We start from the raw sequence: 19467 nt of genomic DNA, 5'->3' as shown, positions 1-19467 counted from the left end.
ATCATGACATCAGTCGCAAAGCGCCCCTATCGCGGCGTCTTCCCCGTGGCGCCGACCATCTTCGACGCCAACGGCAATCTCGACCTCGATGGCCAGCGGCGCTGCGTCGACTTCATGATCGACGCCGGCTCCCACGGCATCTGCATCCTCGCCAATTTCTCCGAGCAGTTCGTGCTGACCGACGCCGAGCGCGAGACCGTGATGCATACGGTGCTCGAGCATGTCGCCGGCCGCATTCCCGTCATCGTCACCACCACGCATTTCTCCTCGGCGGTCTGCGCCGCGCGCAGCTGCGAGGCGGAAGCCGCCGGGGCTGCGATGGTGATGATCATGCCGCCCTATCACGGCGCGACCTTCCGCGTCGGCGAGCCAGCCATCTATGAGTTTTATCGGATCGTGTCGGATGCCATCAACATCCCGATCATGATCCAGGACGCGCCGGTCGCGGGCACGCCGCTCTCGGTCGATTTCCTGGCGCGGATGGCGAAGGAGCTCGCCAATATCAGGTACTTCAAGATCGAGGTGCCGATGGCGGCGAACAAGCTGCGCGGCCTGATCGAGAAGGGCGGCGCCGAGATCGAGGGGCCGTGGGACGGCGAGGAGGCGATCACGCTGATGGCCGATCTCGATGCCGGCGCCACCGGCGCGATGACCGGCGGCGGCTATCCCGACGGCATCCGCCAGATCATGGATCCGTTCTTCGCCGGCCGGCGCGACGAGGCGGTCGGGGCCTATGCGCGCTGGCTGCCGCTGATCAATTACGAGAACCGGCAATGCGGGCTGCAGGCCTGCAAGGTGCTGATGCGCGAGGGCGGCGTCATCAAGTCCGATGCAGTGCGCCACCCGCTGCAACCGCTGCATCCGGCGACGCGCGCGGGGCTGATCGAGATCGCGCGGACACTCGATCCGGTCGTGCTGCGCTGGGGACGGTAACGGGGGCTATGCGTCCCACGTCACCGGCAAATCCAGCAGGCCGCGGAACGCCCAGCCGCCGATCCGCGCCGGCTGGTGCTCGATCAGGCACAGATTCTTCAGCCGCTTGAAGATCGCGGGCAGCGCGACGTCGGCGACCATGGCGCGCGAGGCCCAGGCGCCGGCGCAGAAATGTGGACCGGCACCGAACGCGATGCTCTTGCTGGCGTCGCGGCGCACATCGAACGCGTCGGGCTTGTCGAAGTGCTTCTCGTCGCGGTTCGCCGAGCCGAACATCAGGAACACGCGCTCATTGGTCTCGAATGCGACGTCCCTGATCGTCCAGGGCTTTGCGATCCGCCGCGGCGACATCCCGATCGGCGAGATCCAGCGCGCATATTCCTCGAACACCTGCAGCCACGGGATCGTGCCGCTCGTCGCCAGCGCAAGCTGGTCGGGATGAGTCAGCAGCGCCCATACCGTGCCGGCGATCGCATCGCGCGGCTCGTTCTGGCCGCCCGAGATCGCAAGCTTGATATTGGCGCGCACGCTCTCCATCGGCATGTCGGTCTGCAGCATCACGCCGAGCAGGCTGAGGTCGGGCGTCTTGCGCAGCCTGGGGGCCATGTCGTCGATCGCGGCATCGATCCCGGAGGTCGCCGCATGGCACCGCGCCTCGATCGCGGGATCGCCGACATAATTGGCGATGCCGTCGATCATACCCTGCGACCACGCGTTCATGTCCTGGAAGCGCATGTTGGTGAGGCCGGTGATCGACTTCAGGCATTCGGCCGAGAACGGCAGCGCGAACGCCTGCACGAAATCGACCAAGCCGTCCGGCTTCAGTTCGTCGAGGATGCGCGTCGCGTGGGCTTCGAACTGCGCCGTCCAGTGCGATCTGACGGTTTTGGGCGAGATCGCCGGAAAGATCGCCTTGCGCTCGTTCATGTGCGCATCGCCGTCCTTGCGCATCATGTTGTGGCCCATCAGCTTGTTCATCAGCCCCTCGGGCTGGTGCGACGAGAACACGTCGATCTGCTTCTCGGAGATGAAGATGTCGTCGCGGCTGCACAGCAGCGTGCTGCCGAGTTGCGGCACGAAGGCGATCGGCGCCTCCTTGCGCATACGCGCCAGCGCCGGGTAGGGATCCTGCCAGAAGGCGGGGACGTCGATATTGAAATGGGGCGCGGTGCTCACGACGTGATCTCGGTTTGGCCTCGGGTTTTCGGACCGAGCATAGGCCGGGCGGCGCGGCCCGTCTGTCCCCACCGCTGGGGACAGCGGGAGACCATCGCCTGGAGCGCGCTCAGTTCAACTGACGCGCCGACGCCATCAGGCGCAGCGCGATCGCGAACAGCTCGTTCTGCGAGGAGATGCCGAGCTTGTCATAAGCGCGCTTGCGATAGGTGAGGGCGGAGTGCAGCCCGATGCCGAGCTCGGCGGCGATCGCTTCCGAGCTGAGGCCGGAGAGGATGCGCAGGCAGACCTCCTGCTCACGCCCGGTCAGCCTTGCCAGCGGCTCGGCGGTCGCAAACAGGATCTTCAACCGCTCGATCGGATCAACATCCGGTGCCGGGTCGCGCTGGAAATGCCGCGCCACGGCCGCCGTCAACGCCGGAGCGACCGCGGCCAGGCGCGCGATCTGCTCGCGGCTGAAGCGGCCTTGCGCGGTGATCTGGTAGAAGTTGACATAGAAGCAGGTGTCGCCGGTCCAGATCGCGGACGCGAACTTGTCGACGATGTCGGAGTCGTCGAAGAAGATCTTGCGGTAGCCGTCGCTGTACATGCGGCGGGCGAAGGTCGGCAGCACGATCGGTGCGGGCTGCGCCCGTCCCTCGAACACCGCATCGCGATTCGGGTCGGCCTGATGGAAATGTTCGGAATAGGCGATCCCGAGGTCGCGCCCGGTCGGGATGTTGCCGACATCGAGCAGGCACGCGGCGGTCCGCGGGCCGGTGAACGAGAATACCATGCAATGACCGACACCGGCGACGCGGCGCAGCGCGCCGATCAGGGCTTGCGGAAAGCTGTCGCGGCCGATCGCCAGCAGCGCCGGCGTGATGTCGCTGACGACAGAAGTCTCGAAGGCGTAATCTGCCTTCATGGCGTCCTCCCTGTGTTTCGGGAAGACTAGAGCCTTTTCCGTTCCGAAGGAATCGGAACGGGGCTCTGGATTCTTTGTTTTGACGCGTTTTCCTGGCGCGAACCGGGATCCACTTCGCTCGAAAACGCTCTGGCAGCGACATCGCCGGCGTGGAAGCGGCGCCTCAGGCGCCCGGCACCTGGTCGAGGAAGCCGGTGATGCTCCTGATCCGGCCGTCCTTCAGCATGGCGAAGTCGGTGCCCTTGATCGGGCTGTCGACGCCGTCAGGGCCAAGGCCCCAGGAGAACCGGACATGGTCGCCGAAGCCGTTCGGCTCCCCGATCAGCTTGAAGCGGAAGTCCGGAAACTTCTGCTGCACGCCCGCGATCAGTGCGTCGACGCCCTCATGGCCGTCGCCGCTCATCAGCGGATCGATATAGCGCGCATCGGCGGTCCAGTTCTCGCTCAGCATCTCGCGGCGCCGGCTCGGCGTCCGCTCGTTCCAGAGATCGATATAGCGGCGGGCGATGGTGGCATGGTCGGTCATGGTGCTCTCCTTCGATAGTGCCGGACTGTACGGCGGTCCGGACTATCGAAGGTTCGCGTGCGCCGATCGATTACCTCTGAGGTCATCGCGCGGGCTATGGTGCGATCGTCAGCACCGCCTTCATGTTGGGATGGTAGCGGCAGTAATAGTCGACCGTGCCGGCCTTGGTCAGGACCGACTTGACCGTCTTCTTGGGCGCGATCGTCACGTCGAAGTCGCCGTTCTTCGCGGTGGCGGTGTGCGCCAGCACGTCCTTGTTGACCCATTCGATGGTGTCGCCGACCTTGGCCGACACCTCGGCCGGGGAGATCACCAGATTCTCCATCACGATCTGGATGGTCGCCGCATGCGCCGGGACAGCCATCGCGCCGAGCGCGAGCAAAGCCAGCGTTGCGAGACAGCGTCCTGGCAACATCGCGCGCCTCCTTACTTCAGGCCGGCCGCAACATGTTCGGCATGCTGCTGGTGGCCCTGGAAGATCTTCAGGCCGGTTTGCAGCAGGCCCTTCAGCTCGGGATTGCTGGCCGAGGGGATCAGCTGCGTCTCCAGCGCGGTGTTGACGGCCTTGTGGTAGGCGACCTCGTTGTCGATATAGGCCTTGTCATAGGCGGCGCCCTTCAGCTTGCCGAGTTCGGCGAGCTTGTCGGCCGCCTGTTTCGACAGCGCCTTGCTGGTGTCGTTGTCCTCCGGCGTCACCTTCAATTTCTTGACGAGGTCGAGCGCCTGCTTGTTCACCGCCTCGTGGTCGCGCGCCATGTCCTTGGCGAACGCCTTGACCTCCTTGTTGGAGGCCTTCTCTTCCGCCTGCTTGGCGGCATTGATGTCGATCACACAGGCCGTATAGGCGATGTGCGCGATCTGCGGATCGGTCGGCTTTGCGCCCTGCGCCAGCGCAGCGCAGTTGAGGAGGCTGAGCGCGGCGACCGCGATACCCAATCGAACGAACATGGTTTGAAACTCCTGTTGAGCCGGGCGTAGCGCGCGGCGCGTCGTTGCTTGCACAGGAGTTGGATGGTGCGGGCGAGCAGAGGTTCCCGAAAAATTCAGGCCGTGGCGCGCAGCCGTTTCAGAACCGCCTCGGTCAATCGCTCGCAGCGCTTGCCCGCGAAGGGAAAGGCCTCCATGACGACGGGGCCGATCTTCCGCTCGACATTGTCGCGCAGCATGGTGCGGGCGCGGTGCAGGCGGGTCTTCACGGTTTCCGGCTTGAGGCCGAGGATCTCAGCGGTCTCCTCGACATTCATGCCCTCGATCACGCGGGTGATGAAGACGAGGCGGAACGCCTCGGGCAGCTCGTCGATCGCGTGCTCGACGACGCGCTGGATCTCACGCTGGGCCATGGATTTTTCCGGATCGTCCGTTGACGACAGGGGGAACTGGATGATCTGGGCTTCAGGAGCGCCTTTCGGCAGATCGGACCATTCGACGCTGCTGTGCCTGCGGCGCAGGCGGCCGAGCGCCTCGTTCATCGCGATCCGCGACAGCCAGGTCGACAGGCTGGAGTCGCCGCGGAACTGGTCGAGATGGGTAAAGGCGCGCACATAGGCGTCCTGAACCACGTCCTCGGCCTCGTGGTCGTTGCGCAGGATGCCGCGCGCCAGCCGGAACAGCCGGCGATTATTCGCCTGCATGATGGCGCGGATCGCGGCCTCGTCGCGGGCGAGCGCGCGTTGCACCAGCTCGGCATCGCCCGAGCTGGTCGGCGGCAGGGACGTTACATGGGCCTGGCGCATGGCGGGTCGCCCTCACTGTTGGCGGAATAATATCATTGGATGCCGACCGGCCGTGCAGGTTCCCGGGAAAATGGTCATCGGCCAAAAAGACCGCTACGGCCTGATATAGGCCTCCGGATCCCCGCGCGCATGCGCCTCCATCGCATCGAGGAAGCAGCGCACCTTCGCCGGGACAAATTGCCGCGCCGGCAACAGCGCATGCACGTTGAGCGGCTCGCAGGCATGGTCGGGCAGCAGCCGCCGCAACTCGCCGGCCGCGACGACGGCGCGGGTATAGCTGGCGGTGACCCGCAGCACGCCATGGCCGGCGAGCGCGGCCTGCAGCCGGACATGGGCATTCGAGCTGGTCAGGCGCGCGCGATCGACCGCGAGATGCTCGACCGCGCCGCCGGGAACGGTGATCGCCCATGGCGGATCGCTGGGGCCGGTGAGCAGCGGCAGCTTTCTCAGATCATCCAGCGTGCGCGGCTCGCCGAATTTCTCCAGCAGCGCGGGTGCCGCGAACAGGCCGCGCTCGAGCGTGAAGACGCGGCGGATCACGATGCCGGCCGACGGCAGCGGTGCCTCCAGCATCGCAAATACGATGTCGTAGTTCTCGGCGATCGGACTAACGATGTCATGCTCGACATCGATCCTGATCGCGAGTTCCGGATAGCGGCCCATCACCGCGCAGGCGACCGGCCCCGCATGATGCGCGCCGAATTCATAAGGCGCCTTGATGCGCAGCGTGCCCGCAACCGCGCTGGACATCGCCAGCGCCTCGCTGTGGGTGTCGTGCAGCGCCGCGAACAGCGGGCGCACCTTGCGATAGATGGTCTCGCCGGAATCGGTCAGCCGCAGGTGCCGGGTGGTGCGCTCGATCAGCCGCAGCCCGAGATTGGCTTCGAGACGCTGCACCGCAGCACTGAGACTCGATTTGGGATGGCCGAGCACGCGCGCAGCCGCTGTGAAGCCGCCATGCTCGACAACCTCGCAAAACAGCTCCCAGTCGCGCCACTCCATGGCCGATTGTCCATCCACCGGTACAGTGTGTCCAGCCAAATCGGATTATCCCGGTGACCGCAATCACCTAACCTCGTCGCAACCAAATCTTGCATCGGGAGGGTGAGATGGCTGACGACGGAATTTTCCTGCGCAACACCTGGTACGTGGCGGCGTGGAATCACGAACTGATCGACGGCAAGATGGTCGCGCGCACCATCCTGGAACGGCCGATCGTGCTCTATCGCGGGTCGAGCGGCAAAGTCGTCGCGCTGGACGACCGCTGCTGTCATCGCGCCGCGCCGCTTTCGATGGGACGCATCGAGGGCGACGACATCAGGTGCATGTACCACGGCATGAAGTTCGCTGCCGACGGCAAATGCATCCAGATTCCCGGCCAGGACACGATCCCCGCGAAGCTCGGCGTGCGCAGCTATCCCGTGGTCGAGCGCTACAATTTGATCTTCATCTGGACCGGCGATCCGGAGAAGGCCGATCCGAAACTGATCCTCGACTATCCGCCGCTCGAGGATCCCAGATGGCGCGGCCTGCCGGGTTACATGCACTACAAGGCCAATTGGCTCCTGATTGTCGACAACCTCAGCGACTTCGCGCATCTCGCCTTCGTGCACACCAACACGCTCGGCGGCTCCGAGGAATACGCCTACCAGACCAAGCCGGTCGCGATCGAGAAGCTGGACGACGGTTTCCGTGTCGAGCGCTGGCACATGGGCGCCGAGCCGCCGCCCTACCACAAGAAGGTGATCTCGAACAAAACCGATAAGATCGACCGCCGCAATATCGGCCGCATGATCGTGCCCGGCATCTTCACGCTCGACACCACGTTTGCGCCGGCGGGGCAGGGCGTCGAGAAGGGCGTCCAGGTTCCGGGCACGCGGTCGTATCGCAACGCGCAGTTCATGACGCCGGAGACGCGCTCGACCACACACTTCTTCTGGAATTATCTGCACGATTTCGACATCGACAATCCGAACATCGCGCTGTCGCTGCGGCACAGCCTCGAGGAAGGGTTCAACGAGGACAAGGATATCATCGAGGCGCAGCAGCGCGTGTTCGACGCCGATCCGGACTATCAGCTGCTCGCGATCGGCGCCGATGCGCCGCTGACCTATTTCCGCTGGCTGTTCGCGCGCAAGCTCGAGGCGGAGAAGGGCACGGCGCGCGCCGCCTAGAGCATGATCCGGAAAAGTGTGGAGCGGTTTTCCGAAAAGATCATGCTCAAACAAGGAGCTAAAGCGCGATGATGATTCAACCCAATCTCATCGCGCTTTGGTCCGCTGAAACGACGGACGTTTGCTGCTTGGCAGCAAGCGGCGCCGGGGTCGCGAGATCGTGACATCCCGGCGTGGCTGCCGCTCCAGCCGGTTTGGCGTAAACTGATCCGACCTGAATTTGTCGGCGTGAAGGTGACCCGCGTTGGCCAGACCATCCCGGTAGCGATCAATCGGTGAATGAGCTTGCCCGAAAAGACGGATCGATCGGATCGAAGTGCGAGCACCGGCTGGGCGCAGGACGCCTGGCTATGGCCGTTTGAAGCCGCGCGATTGGCGCTGGACATATACTCGCAGTGGTACCCTAACCGTCCGCCCGAGCCCACGGATTCGCCGGGCGAAGCGGCGGCGCTGCCCTGGACGACAGCCCATTCGGTCGCGCTTCAACTGCCGTCGATGTGCCTGCTGGATTTCTCGAGAGCGGCCGAAGGCCGGCCGCTGCTGGTCTGCGCGCCCTATGCGCTGCATCGCGCGCAGATTGCGGATCTTGCCCCCGGCCACAGCCTGATGGAGGCGTTCCAGAAGGCTGGCGTTGCGCGTCTCTATCTCACGGATTGGCGCTCGGCGGCACCGGAGATGCGATATTTCTCGATCGACACCTTTCTGTCCGATCTCAACGTGGCCGTCGACACGATCGGGCCGCCGGTCGACCTTGCAGGTCTCTGTCAGGGCGGCTGGCTGTCGTTGCTCTATGCGGCGCGCTTTCCCGGCAAGGTACGGCGGCTTGTGCTTGCCGGCAGCCCGGTCGACGTCTCGGTACCGTCGGAGCTTTCCCGGATGGTCGCCTCGCTTCCACCGCAAGGCTTCGAGGCGCTGGTCCGTCAGGGGGATGGGATCATCAGCGGCAAGCACATGCTGCAGGCCTGGAGCATCCCGTTCACCATGCGTGACGCGGAAGCGGCGCTGCAGAGGCGGCTCGACCGCAATTCGGAGGATGCGCGGGCGTTGCTCGATCGCTTCACGCGCTGGAATGACGAGACGCTCGATCTGCCGGGCACCTACTACCTCGAAGTGACCGACTGGATCTTTCGCCAGAACCGGATCGCGGCTGGAGACTTCGTTGCGCTTGGCTGCAAGGTCGATCTCGCTGCCGTGAAGCAGCCCGTCTTCCTGCTCGCCGCAGAGAACGACATCGTTGTTCCGCCCGACCAGGCATTTGCGACAGCGCGGCTCTTGGCCACGCCGCCCGCGTGGCTGCAATGCCATACCGAGCCGTGTGGTCACCTCGGACTGTTCATGGGCTGCAAGGCTCTCGCCGGTTCATGGCGCCGGATTGCCCGCTGGCTTCAGTCCGATCTCGGTGAGGCTGCGGGCGAGCGAGCGCGGATCAGCGCGTGAGTGCTAGATGAAAATGCCCCGAATTGCGCTTTGCAATCCGGGGCATCCGGTATCCTTTGGATGACGTGCGTCGCGTCTATTTCGCCGCGACAACCATGATCTCGACATTGTACTGCGGCGCCGCCAGCTTGGCCTCGACGGTGGCGCGGGCCGGGGTGTTGCCCTGCGAGACCCAGCCGTCCCACACCGCGTTCATTTCCGGGAACGTCTTCATGTCGGTGATGTAGATCGTCGCGCTGAGCAGCTTCGACTTGTCGGTGCCGGCCTTGGCGAGGTGGCCGTCGATGATCGACAGGATGTCCTTGGTCTGGTCGGTGACGCTGCCGCCCGCGGCTTTGCCGGCGACGACGCCGGCGAGATAGACGGTGTTGCCGTGCACGACGGCCTGGCTCATGCGCGGGCCGGTTTCGAAACGCTGAATGCTCATTTGGGTCTCCACTGAATGGCGGGCACTGTCTAACCTGCCAGAGCGAGCGCCGCCACTGCACAATTTGCAGCGCCGTTCACCGAAATCGCTCGAAATTGCTCCGAGATCGGCTCGGCGCAATCAGGTCGGCGGATTCTGCCCATTCGCCCAGCGCGCGAACAGTGCCACTCGCTCGGCCGGCCATGCGCCGTCGCACGGCATGGTGCCGGCCTCAAGGCGGGCCAGTATCTGCCGGCAATGCCTGGCGACATCCGCCTCGTTCCAGAGATCGAAGCCGAACAGCATCGAACTGCGGTCCATCGGCCGGAACAGCGGTCGGATGTGTTGTTCGAATTGCACGGCCTCGCCGGGGCCGGGGAGTGCCACGCTGATGTCGTTTGCGGCCTGCGTATCGCTCGCGGTTGTGGACGGCCGTGCGGCCGGCGTCGCGTTGCAGACCCACCACCAGCGCGGCACCGGCATGTTCGGCGGCGGTGCCGCGCCGGCGCCGGAATTCTCCACCGCGATCCGCGAGCCCCATTCGATATAGGCGACGAAGGCGGCGCGGAATTCCGGATCGCTCGGTAAGCCCGCATCGTCGGCGCTCTGCACCATGTAGGTCGCCCACAATGTGCGCTGCTCCGGCCGGATCTCCTTGCCGATGTGCTGCGACACCATCCGCCGATAGCCGCCATAGCGCTCGGTGTAGAAGCGCGGGCCGCCGAACACCTCGCTGAGCCACGCCGCCACCCGCTCCGGATGGTCCGGCGACATCTCGGCGAACAGCGGACCGAGCAGCGGATCTTCCGGCACGTAACGACTGTAGAAGATGCGCGTCATGTCGAGCAGCGCCGGATAGCCGCCGGCCCATTCGAACAGCGTCGGCTCGCGCATCGGATCGGGATCGGGATCGCGAAACGCGACGTTCCAATGCATGCCGCTGCAAAACGGCTTGTTCAGCGACGCGCCGCAGCGGCACAGGCTGACATGCTCTTGCGACGCGCCCGCGTTCTGTGTGATCGGCGCGCCATCCTCATCGACCAGTTCGACATCGCCGGTGACGCGATAGGGCCCGTCTTTCGACACTTCGATCTGCGGCGGCCTGCTGACGTCGGACAGGCTGGCGTCACGCTTGGGGCCGATACCGATGCCAAGCGCGCCCGAGGGGCATCTGCGCACCGCGTTGAGGAGGTCGTCAAACCGCGCCCCGCTGGGTGCGATGAAAGGCTGCTCGCCGAGACGAAACACGGAGGTGAGACGGTCGGTGCAGAAGCCGGAATGCGCGCAGGTGCCGCGATTGTCGAACACGAACGCCTGCTGCCCGGCATAGACCTCGAGCCTGTCCGGCGCGCGCCGCGGATCCCTCGCGTCGGTGAAGCCGCGCGCGACGTGGCTGTCGTCGCAGAACGGCCTGGTCTGCGATTGTCCGCAGCGGCACAGCCGCATTGGCGCCTCGGCTGCGATCGGCACGCCGAGATGATCGACGATCGGAATGCCGGGCTCCGGTTCGTAGGGCCCGTTGCGTCTGACGACGATGCGTTTGCGCGGCTGTTGCTTGTCGCTTGGACCTTGGGCGGAATTGTCGTCCGTCATGCCTTGCAATGATCCCTGAACTCGCCCAACCCGTGCAATGCGTGCTTAGATGGATCAATGGCGGCTCTCAACGAACCAGATGGAAAGTGCCGCGGGAGAGTTGCAATGATCCGCAAGACCAAGCGCAAATATGGTTGCCTGGTCGAGTTCTCGATCGATCAGCTCAGCGGCAAATGGAAGACCGTGATCCTGAGCCGGCTGAAGGTCCGGCCGATGCGCTACGGCGAATTGCGCCACGACATCCCGCAGCTCAGCGACAAGGTGTTGACCGAGCGCCTGCGCGATCTCTGCAATTCAGGCTTCGTCAGGCAGGAGCGCGGCGGCGGCTCCTCGCGCTATTGCCTGACCAAGCGCGGCGAGATGCTGAAGCCGATGCTGCAGGCACTCTACGATTGGGGCGAAGCCAACGCCGATACGTTCGGCGTCCGCTTCCTCAGCGCGGAGGCGGACTAGAGCAAGAATGCGTAATTTCGGAATATTAGAATAATACCCCTGAGTTGCCGGACGTGTCAAGTTGTCTGGTCGAACGCTGGCTACCGCCGGCTACTTTGCATGGGGTTGTTTTCGATATTTTGGCAGCGCCCCTGCGACGAACGGATTTCCGGCCGGAACCTTAAGCGAGAAGAGTGCGTTCTCGCCGGATGTTGGGGGCAATCAACACAAGGAATGCTCATGCACATCCGTATCTCTACGGCATCCGTCATCGTTGCGGCGCTCTCGCTTGGAACACCTGCCTGGGCGCAGGTGCAGGGAACGCAACCGAAGGCGATGCCGCAGGCTCAATCTGATCAGCCCACCGCCATCCGGAGCATCCAGGTCGTGGACATCAAGGAACTCAAGCCCGACGCCCGGTCGAAGGTCGAGGCTGTCGTCGCAAAGGCAAGCGAAGACGACCTGCGGAACCTTCGCGGTTCCATCGACGCGTCTGAAGAAGCGGTATCCGCGCTGAAGGCGAAGGGCCTCAGCTCGGCACAAGTTGTCGCGGTCAATCTCACCAACGGCATCCTGACGCTTTTCACCAAGACGGCCTGATCGCAACACGGCTCGGGGAACTTCCGCTGAAAAGCCCGCCGGTTCACGCCGGCGGGCCAACGACTGAATCTCGGAGTAGCACGCCTCAGTTCACCGCCTTCGCCGCCGCACGTCCCGCGTTGCGGCCCGAGAACAGGCAACCGCCGAGGAACGTGCCTTCCAGCGAGCGATAGCCGTGCACGCCGCCGCCGCCGAAGCCGGCGGCTTCGCCAGCCGCGTAGAGGCCGCGGATGATCTGGTGATCGTTGCTGAACACGCGCGACTCGAGATCAGTCTCGAACCCGCCGAGCGTCTTGCGGGTGAGGATGTTGAGCTTCACCGCGATCAGCGGGCCGTGCTCGGGATCGAGGATCCGGTGCGGCTTCGCGGTGCGGATCAATTTGTCGCCGATATAGCGCCGCGCATTGTGCAGGTTCATCACCTGCGCATCCTTGACGTAGGGGTTGGTGATCTCGCGATCGCGCGCCTCGATCTGGTTTTTGATGGCGTCGAGCTGCAACAGGTCGTTGCCGGCGAGCTTGTTCATGGCGCCGACCAGATCGGCGAGATTGTCGCGCACGATGAAGTCGGCGCCGTGCTGCTTGAACGCCTCCACCGGCCCCGGCGCGCCCTTGTTGGTGGCGCGCTTGATCGTCATGCGCCAGCTCTTGCCGGTAAGGTCCGGGTTCTGCTCCGAGCCCGACAGCGCGAACTCCTTCTTGATGATGCTCTGGGTCAGGATGAACCACGAATAATCGTAGCCGGTGCCCATGATGTAGTGCAGTTGCCCGAGCGTGTCGGAGCCCGGGAACAGCGGTGCCGGCAGCCGCGTGCCCGTCGCGTCGAACCACAGCGACGACGGACCCGGCAGGATCCGGATGCCGTGACGCGGCCAGATCGGGTTCCAGTTCCGGATGCCCTCGACATAGTGCCACATGCGGTCGCGGTTGATCAGCCGGCCGCCCGCCGCCTCGGTGATGCCGATCATGCGGCCGTCGACATGTTCGGGCACGCCGGAGATCATGAATTTGGGCGGCTCGCCAAGCCGCTTCGGCCAGTTCTGCCGCACCAGATCATGATTGCCGCCGATGCCGCCGGACGCGACGATTACCGCAGGCGCACGGAAGGAAAAATCGCCGACGGCGTTGCGCGAGGAACTCTTGCCGCGCTCGACCGAGCTCGGTTCCAGGATCGCGCCGCTGACGCCGTCGACCACACCGTTGGTGACACTGAGCGCATCGACGCGGTGGCGGAACTTGAATACCAGCCGTCCGCTTTTCGCGGCTTCGCGCGCGCGGCGTTCGAACGGCTCGACGATGCCGGGTCCGGTGCCCCAGGTGACGTGGAAGCGCGGCACCGAATTGCCATGGCCCATCGCGTCGTAACCGCCGCGCTCGGCCCAGCCGACCACCGGGAAGATGCGATGGCCCATGGCACGCAGCCAGTCGCGCTTCTCGCCCGCAGCGAATGCGACATAGGCCTCGGCCCATTTGCGCGGCCAGTAATCCTCTTCGCGATCGAAACCGGCGGTGCCCATCCAGTCCTGTAATGCGAGCTCGACCGAATCCTTGATGCCGAGCCGGCGCTGCTCCGGCGAATCGACCAGGAACAGGCCGCCAAACGACCAGAAGGCCTGGCCGCCGATGCTTTGTTCCCCTTCCTGGTCGAGCACGATCACGCGCTTGCCTGCGTCGGCGATCTCGGTTGCGGCCACGAGACCGGCAAGCCCCGCGCCAATCACGATCACATCTGCATCGTCAGCCATGTTCAGGTCCCCCGTCCCGCCGAGATTCAAGACCGCCTCATTGCGTGCGGTCAACGCCAAATGGACCTTGCCTGTGGCGGCGGAGCACCAAGCACGTGCGCCGCGCTGTTCCAGTTTGGGACCTTTCCCCACTTTCACTGCAGCGTGCGCGCAACACCCAATTTGAATTTGTTTTGACCGGCTTCACTCGTCTGGACAAAAATCCGCGCGCGCAACACGCTCACGATTGTCTTGCATCACAGACCAAACAGATTCGGTTTCGACTGGGGCTGGCCAAAATGAAGTTGATGACGGGGTTGCTCGCTGCGGTTCTCCTGCTGGCGGGAATGGGGGTGTCTCAAGCTGTAGTCAGGATCGCCGACGATCGCGGCGGCAAGATCGGCGTCTATGTCGACAGGTATCAGGACCTGCGGACTTCGGGCGAGACGGTCATCATCGACGGGCTGTGTGCCTCGGCCTGCACCATCGTGCTCGGCAAGGTTCCTCACGACCGGATTTGTGTGACCTCGCACGCCAGCCTCGGCTTCCACGCAGCCTGGGATTACGGCGATAACGGCCGTCCGGTCCCTAATCCCGAAGCCACCCATATGCTGTACCTGATGTATCCGCCGGCGGTACGCAGATGGATTTCGGGGCGTGGTGGCCTGACCCGGCGCATGATCTTCCTGCGCGGCAAGCAACTGCAGGCGCTGTACAAGCCGTGCTACCTCAACGCCCAGGCCTCGGCGCCGAAGCCCGCGCACTAAGCTCCGGCTGCTTCTCTGCTTGACCCTCGTCGGCCATTGGCCTCGGCAGACGCCGGGGCATGAACGCGCCGGCACCGGATTAGCTCGCCATCATTTGACGGCCTGCGACCGCCATTGCGCTTGCTGCCTGCCGGAACCCGGCTTATCTCAGCCTCATGGTTCAGCCGATCTCCACCCGATCCGAGCTCGTAACGGCTCCACAGACCCGGGTGGCGTCTGCGATCCTGTGGGGTGCGGCCGGCATCGGCGGATTGGCCCTGCTTGCCGCTGCCGCGCTCTGGTTCCACTACGGGACCGCGGTGTTTTTCGAAATGATCACGGCCGGCATCTCCGCCTGCTTCTGACAAGGACGCCCTCGCATCATGCCCCGGACCACGCGCCCATTGGTGATCTTCGCTGCCTTCGCGGGCAGTCTGGCGGTCGGCCTGTTCCTCATGCTGTGGGCGATCGGCGGCTTGCGCACCGTTGCCGCGCCGGCCGCGATCGGCGGGGCGTTCCAGCTCACCGACCAGTCCGGCCAGACCGTTACCGACAAGAACCTCCAGGGCAAGCCGACCCTGATTTTCTTCGGATTCACCCATTGCCCGGACATCTGCCCGACCTCGCTGTTCGAGATCTCGGAGGTCCTGAAGGCGATGGGCAAGGACGCCGATCGCGTGAATGCCTATTTCGTCTCGGTCGATCCGGAACGCGACACCGCCACCGCGATGAAGGATTACCTGTCGAGCTTCGATCCGCACCTCAAGGGCCTGACCGGCGATCCCGCCGCGATCACCAAGGTCCTGTCGAGCTATCGTGTCTACGCCAAGAAAGTGCCGCTGAAGGATGGCGACTACACGATGGACCACACCGCGCTGATCTATCTGATGGACCGCGACGGTCATTTCGTCGCGCCGTTCAATCTGAAACGGACGCCGGAAGAAGCGGCGGCCGATCTCAAACGGTACCTCTGATCGCCATTTCCGGTTCAGAATTAACCCAATCGGCGCTCGCTTCAGGCGCCGATTCGGCTATAAGCCGTTCAATTTCCTGAAATTGCCGGTTATGCCAAATCCGCCTGTCCAGCCCTTTGCCGTCCGTTCGCGCCAGCTTCGCCTGGCCGCGGGCATGATCGCGGCTGCCTTGCTGGCCTTGGCGTACCCTGCAATTGCACAGACACCCCCCGCACAGGCGCCGGCAGCCAAGACGGCTCCTGCTCCGGCTCCGCCCACCAAGGCGGCCCCTGCGCAAACGGCGCCCGCAACACCACCGGCCGCTGCCGCCCCGCCGGCCCCGACCATGCCCTCCAAAGCTACCGAGGCCGCGCCGCAGGCGGTGCCGGGTTTCTGGGACCCGCGGCGCCGGCCGGACCGCCCGGACCTGTCGCGCCTCACCGTGATCCGCTTTCTGACCGAGACCGACTATCCGCCGTTCAATTTCACCGGTCCCGACGGCAATCCGGCCGGTTTCAACGTCGACCTGGCGCGCGCGCTCTGCGACGAGATCAAGGTCACCTGCACCATCCAGATGCGCCGCTTCGAGACCCTGATCGATGCCCTGGCGACCAACCGGGGCGACGCCATCATCGCGTCGATGGCCGTGACGCCGCAGCTGCGCGCCAAGGTCGATTTCACCGATCCCTATTACCGCGCGCCGGCCCGCTTCGTGTCGCGCCGTGACAACGCGATGCCGGAAATCCGCCCGGAATATCTCGAGGGCAAGAAGGTCGGCGTCATCGCCGGGACCTCGCACGAGGCCTACCTCAAGGCGATGTTCACCGACGCCGAGATCCATTCCTATCCGGATAACGACGCGCTGCGCGCGGCGCTGCGCCGCGGCGAGGTTGACTTCATCTTCGGCGATGCGATCTCGCTCGCGTTCTGGATCAACGGCACCGATTCCGCCGAATGCTGCGCCTTTGCCGGCGGCCCCTTTGTCGAGAGCCGCTATTTCGGCGAGGGCGTCGGCATCGCCGTCCGCAAGGGCAACGACCTGCTCCGGCAGTCGCTGAACTGGGCGCTGTTCCGGATCTGGGAAAAAGGCCGCTTCACCGATCTGTGGCTGCGCTATTTCTCGGTCAGCCCGTTCTGAGTTCGTCATTCCGGGATGGTCCGTAGGACCAGACCTCAGGGGTGCAATTGCACCCCGGGGAATCTCGAGATTCCGGGTCCGATGCTGCGCATCGCCCCGGAATGACGACAAACGTCCCGTCGTTTTGCATTTTGCCGCGAAAGCGTTAGTTTTCGCGGCCTTTTTGGAGAGAACCTGAGGAATGTCCGTGATTGATCCTTCTGCCAGCCCGAGCGACCTGCGGGCGCTCGCCGAACAATCCAACGCCTGGCCGTTCGAGCAGGCGAAAGCGATTGTGGCGCGGCTGAAGAAAAATCCCAAGGACGAGGTGCTGTTCGAGACCGGCTACGGCCCGTCGGGCCTGCCGCATATCGGCACGTTCGGCGAAGTCGCGCGCACCACGATGGTGCGCCACGCCTTCCGCGTGCTCACCGAGGACAAGATCAAGACGCGCCTGCTCGCCTTCTCCGACGACATGGACGGCCTGCGCAAGGTGCCGGACAACGTGCCGAACAAGGAGCTGCTGGAGCGGCATCTCGGCAAGCCGCTGACCAAGGTGCCCGATCCGTTCGGCACCCATCCGAGCTTTGGCCAGCACAACAATGCGCGGCTGCGCGCCTTTCTCGACCAGTTCGGCTTCGACTACGAGTTCGCGAGTTCGACCGAGTACTACACCTCCGGCCGCTTCGATGCCGCGCTGCTGCGCATGCTGGAGCGGATCGAGAAGGTGATGGCGATCATGCTGCCGTCGCTGCGTGAGGAGCGCGCGGCGAGCTACTCGCCGTTCCTGCCGATCTGTCCGCGCACCGGCCTTGTGCTCTACGTGCCGGTGACGGCGCATGACGCCAAGGCCGGCACGATCTCGTATGAAGACCCCGATAGCAAGGAGACCGTCACGGTTCCTGTCACCGGCGGCCGCTGCAAGCTGCAATGGAAGCCGGACTGGGCGATGCGCTGGTACGCGCTCGGTGTCGACTATGAAATGGCCGGCAAGGACCTGATCGACTCGGTGAAGCTGTCGGGCAAGATCTGCTCGGCGCTCGGCGGCACGCCGCCGGAAGGTTTCAACTACGAACTGTTCCTCGACGAGAAGGGCCAGAAGATCTCGAAGTCGAAGGGCAACGGCCTGACGATCGACGAGTGGCTGCGCTATGCCTCGCCGGAATCGCTGTCGCTGTTCATGTATCGCGAACCCAAGGCGGCGAAGCGGCTCTATTTCGACGTCATTCCGCGCAATGTCGACGACTACCAGCAATTCCTCGACGGCTTCACGCGGCAGGAAGCGCGGCAGCAGCTGCAGAATCCGGTCTGGCACATCCATTCCGGCAAGCCGCCGCAGGCCGACATGCCCGTCACCTTCCAGCTGCTGCTGACGCTGGTGTCGTCGTCGAACGCGGAGAATGCCGAGACACTGTGGGGCTTCATCGGCCGCTACCGGCCGGGCGTGACGCCGCAGACCCATCCGAAGCTCGATGCGATGGTCGGCTACGCCATCAACTACTATCGCGACTTCGTGGCGCCGACCAAGCAGTTCCGCGAGCCGACCGAGGGAGAGCGCGCCGCGCTGCAGGATCTGCGCGATGCGCTCGCCAACATGCCGGCGAACGCGAGCGCGGAAGACATCCAGAACGTGGTCTATGAGATCGGCCGCCGCGAGCCGTTCCTCGACATGGTCAAGAAGGGCAAGGACGGCCGTCCGGGCGTCTCGCTCGACTGGTTCAACATGCTCTACCAGGTGCTGCTCGGCCAGGAGAAGGGCCCGCGCTTCGGCTCCTTCGTCGCGGTCTACGGCGTGCAGAACGCGGTCAACATGATCGACGGCGCGCTGGCGCGGTCGTCGTAGGGATCGCGCCGCTCATCGCCGCTCGGCCTGCGCCGCGTCGCGCAGGCCGTCGCTGGTGGCGCGCAACAGCGTCAGCAGCAGGCCGTTGAGCGGCGTCGGCACGCCGTGCCGTTCGCCGGCCGCGACGATCGCGCCGGTGAGAGCGTCGGCTTCGAACGGGCGTCCCGCGACACGATCGAAATACATCGAGGTGCCGGCGTCTGGCGGATAGGTCAACAACGTCGCCAGCATCAGCTCGGCCTCGTCGGGCGCGAGCTGGGCGCCGTCGGCGCGGCCGACATTCGCGGCCTCCTCGAGGATGGCGCGGCACAACGCCTTGACGTCCGCGCGGCGGAACACCGCCTGCCGCTGCAAGGTGAGCGCGGTGATCGGATTGGCGACCGCATTGAGCAGAAGCTTGCGCCACGCCAGCGTGGTGAAATCGGCGGAGCGCCGCACGCGCATCGCCGTGCCATCCAGCAGCACTTCGAACGCGCGTCCGTCTGTGTCATCGGCAACCGCGAATTCATGCTCGCCGGCGCGGCGGAAACGGACGCGATCCGGCGCCAGCCGCTCGCCGTTGTAATAGACGATGGTCGGCACGACCGTGGCGGCGCCGACCAATGGCGCCAGCCGCTCCGCGTGGCCGATGCCGTTCTGCAGCACCGCGACGCGCGTCCGCGGCCCGCACAGCCTTTGCAGCCAGGGCGCGCTCGATTCCGTGTCCTGCGCCTTGGTCGACAACAACACCCAGTCGACCGGCGTAGCCGCTGCCGGATCGGTGAGGGCGCGCAGCGGCACTTCCACCGTGCCCTCCGCCCGCTCGACCGTGAGCCGATCGAGCGGCCGCCGGACACAGGCGATCACGTCATGCTTGTCGACCGCGCGCAGCAGGCCGGCGATGATGCCGCCGATGCTGCCGAGGCCGACGATGGCGATGGTCTTGCGGTCGGATGGTCCTGTCATTGCGTAACTCTGGGCTTTGCGGAGTGTGTTACGTTGGGTTGGAAAGTGCAGGCCGCTCATGTGGCTTTCCGCCGCAGCCAACGAAGCCGCCGATCCGCGGTCTTCGCAGCGCATCATCACATAATGACGCCGAGCCCGCAAAATTCGGATAGCAGGCCATCGGCAATTTCACCGGAGCCTGGCGCCGGATTGCGCTACACTTGTATCCATAAAATCAGCACGG

At 64.8% G+C, this 19467-nt stretch carries 21 protein-coding genes; 10 read left to right on the top strand and 11 right to left on the bottom strand.

From position 1 onward, the window contains the following. The first annotated feature begins 3 nt into the window (after positions 1–3). Entirely contained in the window at positions 4–933 is a 930-nt protein-coding gene (locus tag ACZBJS_RS17445) for a dihydrodipicolinate synthase family protein (protein WP_463438931.1), read from the top strand. Positions 934–939: 6 nt separating this feature from the next. On the opposite strand, the gene ACZBJS_RS17440 is transcribed toward ACZBJS_RS17445, so the two are convergent. The 7 genes from ACZBJS_RS17440 to ACZBJS_RS17410 all read right to left on the bottom strand — a co-directional run bounded on the left by ACZBJS_RS17440 (position 940) and on the right by ACZBJS_RS17410 (position 6316). Continuing rightward, the gene (locus ACZBJS_RS17440; RefSeq protein WP_316398682.1) at positions 940–2109 is read right to left on the bottom strand and encodes a cytochrome P450; all 1170 of its coding nucleotides are present in this window, start codon (positions 2107–2109) and stop codon (positions 940–942) included. A gap of 109 nt (positions 2110–2218) precedes the next feature. Next, positions 2219–3016 carry a helix-turn-helix transcriptional regulator gene (locus ACZBJS_RS17435; RefSeq protein WP_316398681.1) on the bottom strand — a complete coding sequence of 266 codons (798 nt, stop codon included), beginning with the start codon at positions 3014–3016 and terminating at the stop codon, positions 2219–2221. A 163-nt stretch (positions 3017–3179) separates the two neighbouring features. After that, positions 3180–3542, bottom strand: coding sequence for a nuclear transport factor 2 family protein (locus ACZBJS_RS17430; RefSeq protein WP_028339048.1), 363 nt, complete (start codon positions 3540–3542; stop codon positions 3180–3182). Positions 3543–3636: 94 nt separating this feature from the next. After that, positions 3637–3957 carry a cupredoxin domain-containing protein gene (locus ACZBJS_RS17425; protein ID WP_199805199.1) on the bottom strand — a complete coding sequence of 107 codons (321 nt, stop codon included), beginning with the start codon at positions 3955–3957 and terminating at the stop codon, positions 3637–3639. An 11-nt stretch (positions 3958–3968) separates the two neighbouring features. Next, a complete protein-coding gene (locus tag ACZBJS_RS17420; RefSeq protein WP_316398680.1) occupies positions 3969–4490 on the bottom strand; it encodes a DUF4142 domain-containing protein in 522 nt (173 codons plus the stop codon). A gap of 95 nt (positions 4491–4585) precedes the next feature. Beyond that, positions 4586–5275, bottom strand: a complete 690-nt coding sequence (locus tag ACZBJS_RS17415) for an RNA polymerase sigma factor (protein ID WP_076832431.1) — start codon at positions 5273–5275, stop codon at positions 4586–4588. Positions 5276–5368: 93 nt separating this feature from the next. Continuing rightward, positions 5369–6316 (bottom strand): LysR family transcriptional regulator, encoded by a 948-nt coding sequence (locus ACZBJS_RS17410; protein ID WP_463438930.1) that lies wholly within the window; start codon positions 6314–6316, stop codon positions 5369–5371. Positions 6317–6384: 68 nt separating this feature from the next. Between ACZBJS_RS17410 and ACZBJS_RS17405 the strand changes: the two genes are divergently transcribed. Next, positions 6385–7449 carry an aromatic ring-hydroxylating dioxygenase subunit alpha gene (locus tag ACZBJS_RS17405; protein WP_316398678.1) on the top strand — a complete coding sequence of 355 codons (1065 nt, stop codon included), beginning with the start codon at positions 6385–6387 and terminating at the stop codon, positions 7447–7449. A 279-nt stretch (positions 7450–7728) separates the two neighbouring features. Continuing rightward, positions 7729–8886: an alpha/beta fold hydrolase gene (locus ACZBJS_RS17400; protein ID WP_463438929.1), complete on the top strand. Its 1158-nt coding sequence runs from the start codon at positions 7729–7731 to the stop codon at positions 8884–8886. 76 nt (positions 8887–8962) lie between these two features. Here ACZBJS_RS17400 and ACZBJS_RS17395 read toward each other — a convergent pair whose 3' ends face one another. After that, a complete protein-coding gene (locus ACZBJS_RS17395; protein WP_028334578.1) occupies positions 8963–9313 on the bottom strand; it encodes a RidA family protein in 351 nt (116 codons plus the stop codon). 120 nt (positions 9314–9433) lie between these two features. Next, complete coding sequence (locus tag ACZBJS_RS17390; protein WP_316398677.1) at positions 9434–10885, bottom strand: CDGSH iron-sulfur domain-containing protein; 1452 nt, start codon at positions 10883–10885, stop codon at positions 9434–9436. Between the two features lie 105 nt (positions 10886–10990). Here ACZBJS_RS17390 and ACZBJS_RS17385 point away from each other — a divergent pair, with 105 nt between their 5' ends. Together ACZBJS_RS17385 and ACZBJS_RS17380 are read left to right on the top strand one after the other, a co-directional pair. Beyond that, a complete protein-coding gene (locus ACZBJS_RS17385) occupies positions 10991–11338 on the top strand; it encodes a winged helix-turn-helix transcriptional regulator (RefSeq protein WP_316398676.1) in 348 nt (115 codons plus the stop codon). A gap of 219 nt (positions 11339–11557) precedes the next feature. Further along, on the top strand, positions 11558–11917 hold the full coding sequence (locus ACZBJS_RS17380; protein ID WP_168858453.1) for a hypothetical protein: 360 nt from the start codon (positions 11558–11560) through the stop codon (positions 11915–11917). An 85-nt stretch (positions 11918–12002) separates the two neighbouring features. On the opposite strand, the gene ACZBJS_RS17375 is transcribed toward ACZBJS_RS17380, so the two are convergent. Continuing rightward, positions 12003–13661: an FAD-binding dehydrogenase gene (locus tag ACZBJS_RS17375; RefSeq protein ID WP_316398675.1), complete on the bottom strand. Its 1659-nt coding sequence runs from the start codon at positions 13659–13661 to the stop codon at positions 12003–12005. A 278-nt stretch (positions 13662–13939) separates the two neighbouring features. On the opposite strand from ACZBJS_RS17375, the gene ACZBJS_RS17370 reads away from it, so the two are divergent. The 5 genes from ACZBJS_RS17370 to ACZBJS_RS17350 all read left to right on the top strand — a co-directional run bounded on the left by ACZBJS_RS17370 (position 13940) and on the right by ACZBJS_RS17350 (position 18299). Further along, positions 13940–14407, top strand: coding sequence for a hypothetical protein (locus ACZBJS_RS17370; protein WP_057016040.1), 468 nt, complete (start codon positions 13940–13942; stop codon positions 14405–14407). Positions 14408–14616: 209 nt separating this feature from the next. Beyond that, entirely contained in the window at positions 14617–14751 is a 135-nt protein-coding gene (locus tag ACZBJS_RS17365) for a hypothetical protein (protein ID WP_276486903.1), read from the top strand. Positions 14752–14769: 18 nt separating this feature from the next. Next, the gene (locus tag ACZBJS_RS17360) at positions 14770–15360 is read left to right on the top strand and encodes an SCO family protein (protein WP_316398674.1); all 591 of its coding nucleotides are present in this window, start codon (positions 14770–14772) and stop codon (positions 15358–15360) included. 91 nt (positions 15361–15451) lie between these two features. Next, the gene (locus tag ACZBJS_RS17355) at positions 15452–16477 is read left to right on the top strand and encodes a transporter substrate-binding domain-containing protein (RefSeq protein WP_316398673.1); all 1026 of its coding nucleotides are present in this window, start codon (positions 15452–15454) and stop codon (positions 16475–16477) included. A 181-nt stretch (positions 16478–16658) separates the two neighbouring features. Further along, positions 16659–18299, top strand: a complete 1641-nt coding sequence (locus tag ACZBJS_RS17350; protein ID WP_316398672.1) for a lysine--tRNA ligase — start codon at positions 16659–16661, stop codon at positions 18297–18299. Between the two features lie 12 nt (positions 18300–18311). On the opposite strand, the gene ACZBJS_RS17345 is transcribed toward ACZBJS_RS17350, so the two are convergent. Then, positions 18312–19244 carry a 2-dehydropantoate 2-reductase gene (locus ACZBJS_RS17345; RefSeq protein ID WP_316398671.1) on the bottom strand — a complete coding sequence of 311 codons (933 nt, stop codon included), beginning with the start codon at positions 19242–19244 and terminating at the stop codon, positions 18312–18314. Positions 19245–19467: the final 223 nt, after the last annotated feature.

The sequence above is a fragment of the Bradyrhizobium sp. KZN70725 genome (assembly GCF_055264925.1).
The sequence above is the reverse complement of the archived record's forward strand: the minus strand, read 5'-3'. Positions and strand labels throughout refer to the sequence as shown.

Bases quoted from the DNA above. Each gene is read 5' to 3' on its own strand.
- ACZBJS_RS17445 (WP_463438931.1), top strand. From the start codon at position 4: ATGACATCAGTCGCAAAGCGCCCCTATCGCGGCGTCTTCCCCGTGGCG.
- ACZBJS_RS17435 (WP_316398681.1), bottom strand. From the start codon at position 3,016: ATGAAGGCAGATTACGCCTTCGAGACTTCTGTCGTCAGCGACATCACG.
- ACZBJS_RS17430 (WP_028339048.1), bottom strand. From the start codon at position 3,542: ATGACCGACCATGCCACCATCGCCCGCCGCTATATCGATCTCTGGAAC.
- ACZBJS_RS17425 (WP_199805199.1), bottom strand. From the start codon at position 3,957: ATGTTGCCAGGACGCTGTCTCGCAACGCTGGCTTTGCTCGCGCTCGGC.
- ACZBJS_RS17420 (WP_316398680.1), bottom strand. From the start codon at position 4,490: ATGTTCGTTCGATTGGGTATCGCGGTCGCCGCGCTCAGCCTCCTCAAC.
- ACZBJS_RS17415 (WP_076832431.1), bottom strand. From the start codon at position 5,275: ATGCGCCAGGCCCATGTAACGTCCCTGCCGCCGACCAGCTCGGGCGAT.
- ACZBJS_RS17405 (WP_316398678.1), top strand. From the start codon at position 6,385: ATGGCTGACGACGGAATTTTCCTGCGCAACACCTGGTACGTGGCGGCG.
- ACZBJS_RS17400 (WP_463438929.1), top strand. From the start codon at position 7,729: ATGAGCTTGCCCGAAAAGACGGATCGATCGGATCGAAGTGCGAGCACC.
- ACZBJS_RS17395 (WP_028334578.1), bottom strand. From the start codon at position 9,313: ATGAGCATTCAGCGTTTCGAAACCGGCCCGCGCATGAGCCAGGCCGTC.
- ACZBJS_RS17390 (WP_316398677.1), bottom strand. From the start codon at position 10,885: ATGACGGACGACAATTCCGCCCAAGGTCCAAGCGACAAGCAACAGCCG.
- ACZBJS_RS17385 (WP_316398676.1), top strand. From the start codon at position 10,991: ATGATCCGCAAGACCAAGCGCAAATATGGTTGCCTGGTCGAGTTCTCG.
- ACZBJS_RS17380 (WP_168858453.1), top strand. From the start codon at position 11,558: ATGCACATCCGTATCTCTACGGCATCCGTCATCGTTGCGGCGCTCTCG.
- ACZBJS_RS17375 (WP_316398675.1), bottom strand. From the start codon at position 13,661: ATGGCTGACGATGCAGATGTGATCGTGATTGGCGCGGGGCTTGCCGGT.
- ACZBJS_RS17370 (WP_057016040.1), top strand. From the start codon at position 13,940: ATGAAGTTGATGACGGGGTTGCTCGCTGCGGTTCTCCTGCTGGCGGGA.
- ACZBJS_RS17360 (WP_316398674.1), top strand. From the start codon at position 14,770: ATGCCCCGGACCACGCGCCCATTGGTGATCTTCGCTGCCTTCGCGGGC.
- ACZBJS_RS17355 (WP_316398673.1), top strand. From the start codon at position 15,452: ATGCCAAATCCGCCTGTCCAGCCCTTTGCCGTCCGTTCGCGCCAGCTT.
- ACZBJS_RS17350 (WP_316398672.1), top strand. From the start codon at position 16,659: ATGTCCGTGATTGATCCTTCTGCCAGCCCGAGCGACCTGCGGGCGCTC.
- ACZBJS_RS17345 (WP_316398671.1), bottom strand. From the start codon at position 19,244: ATGACAGGACCATCCGACCGCAAGACCATCGCCATCGTCGGCCTCGGC.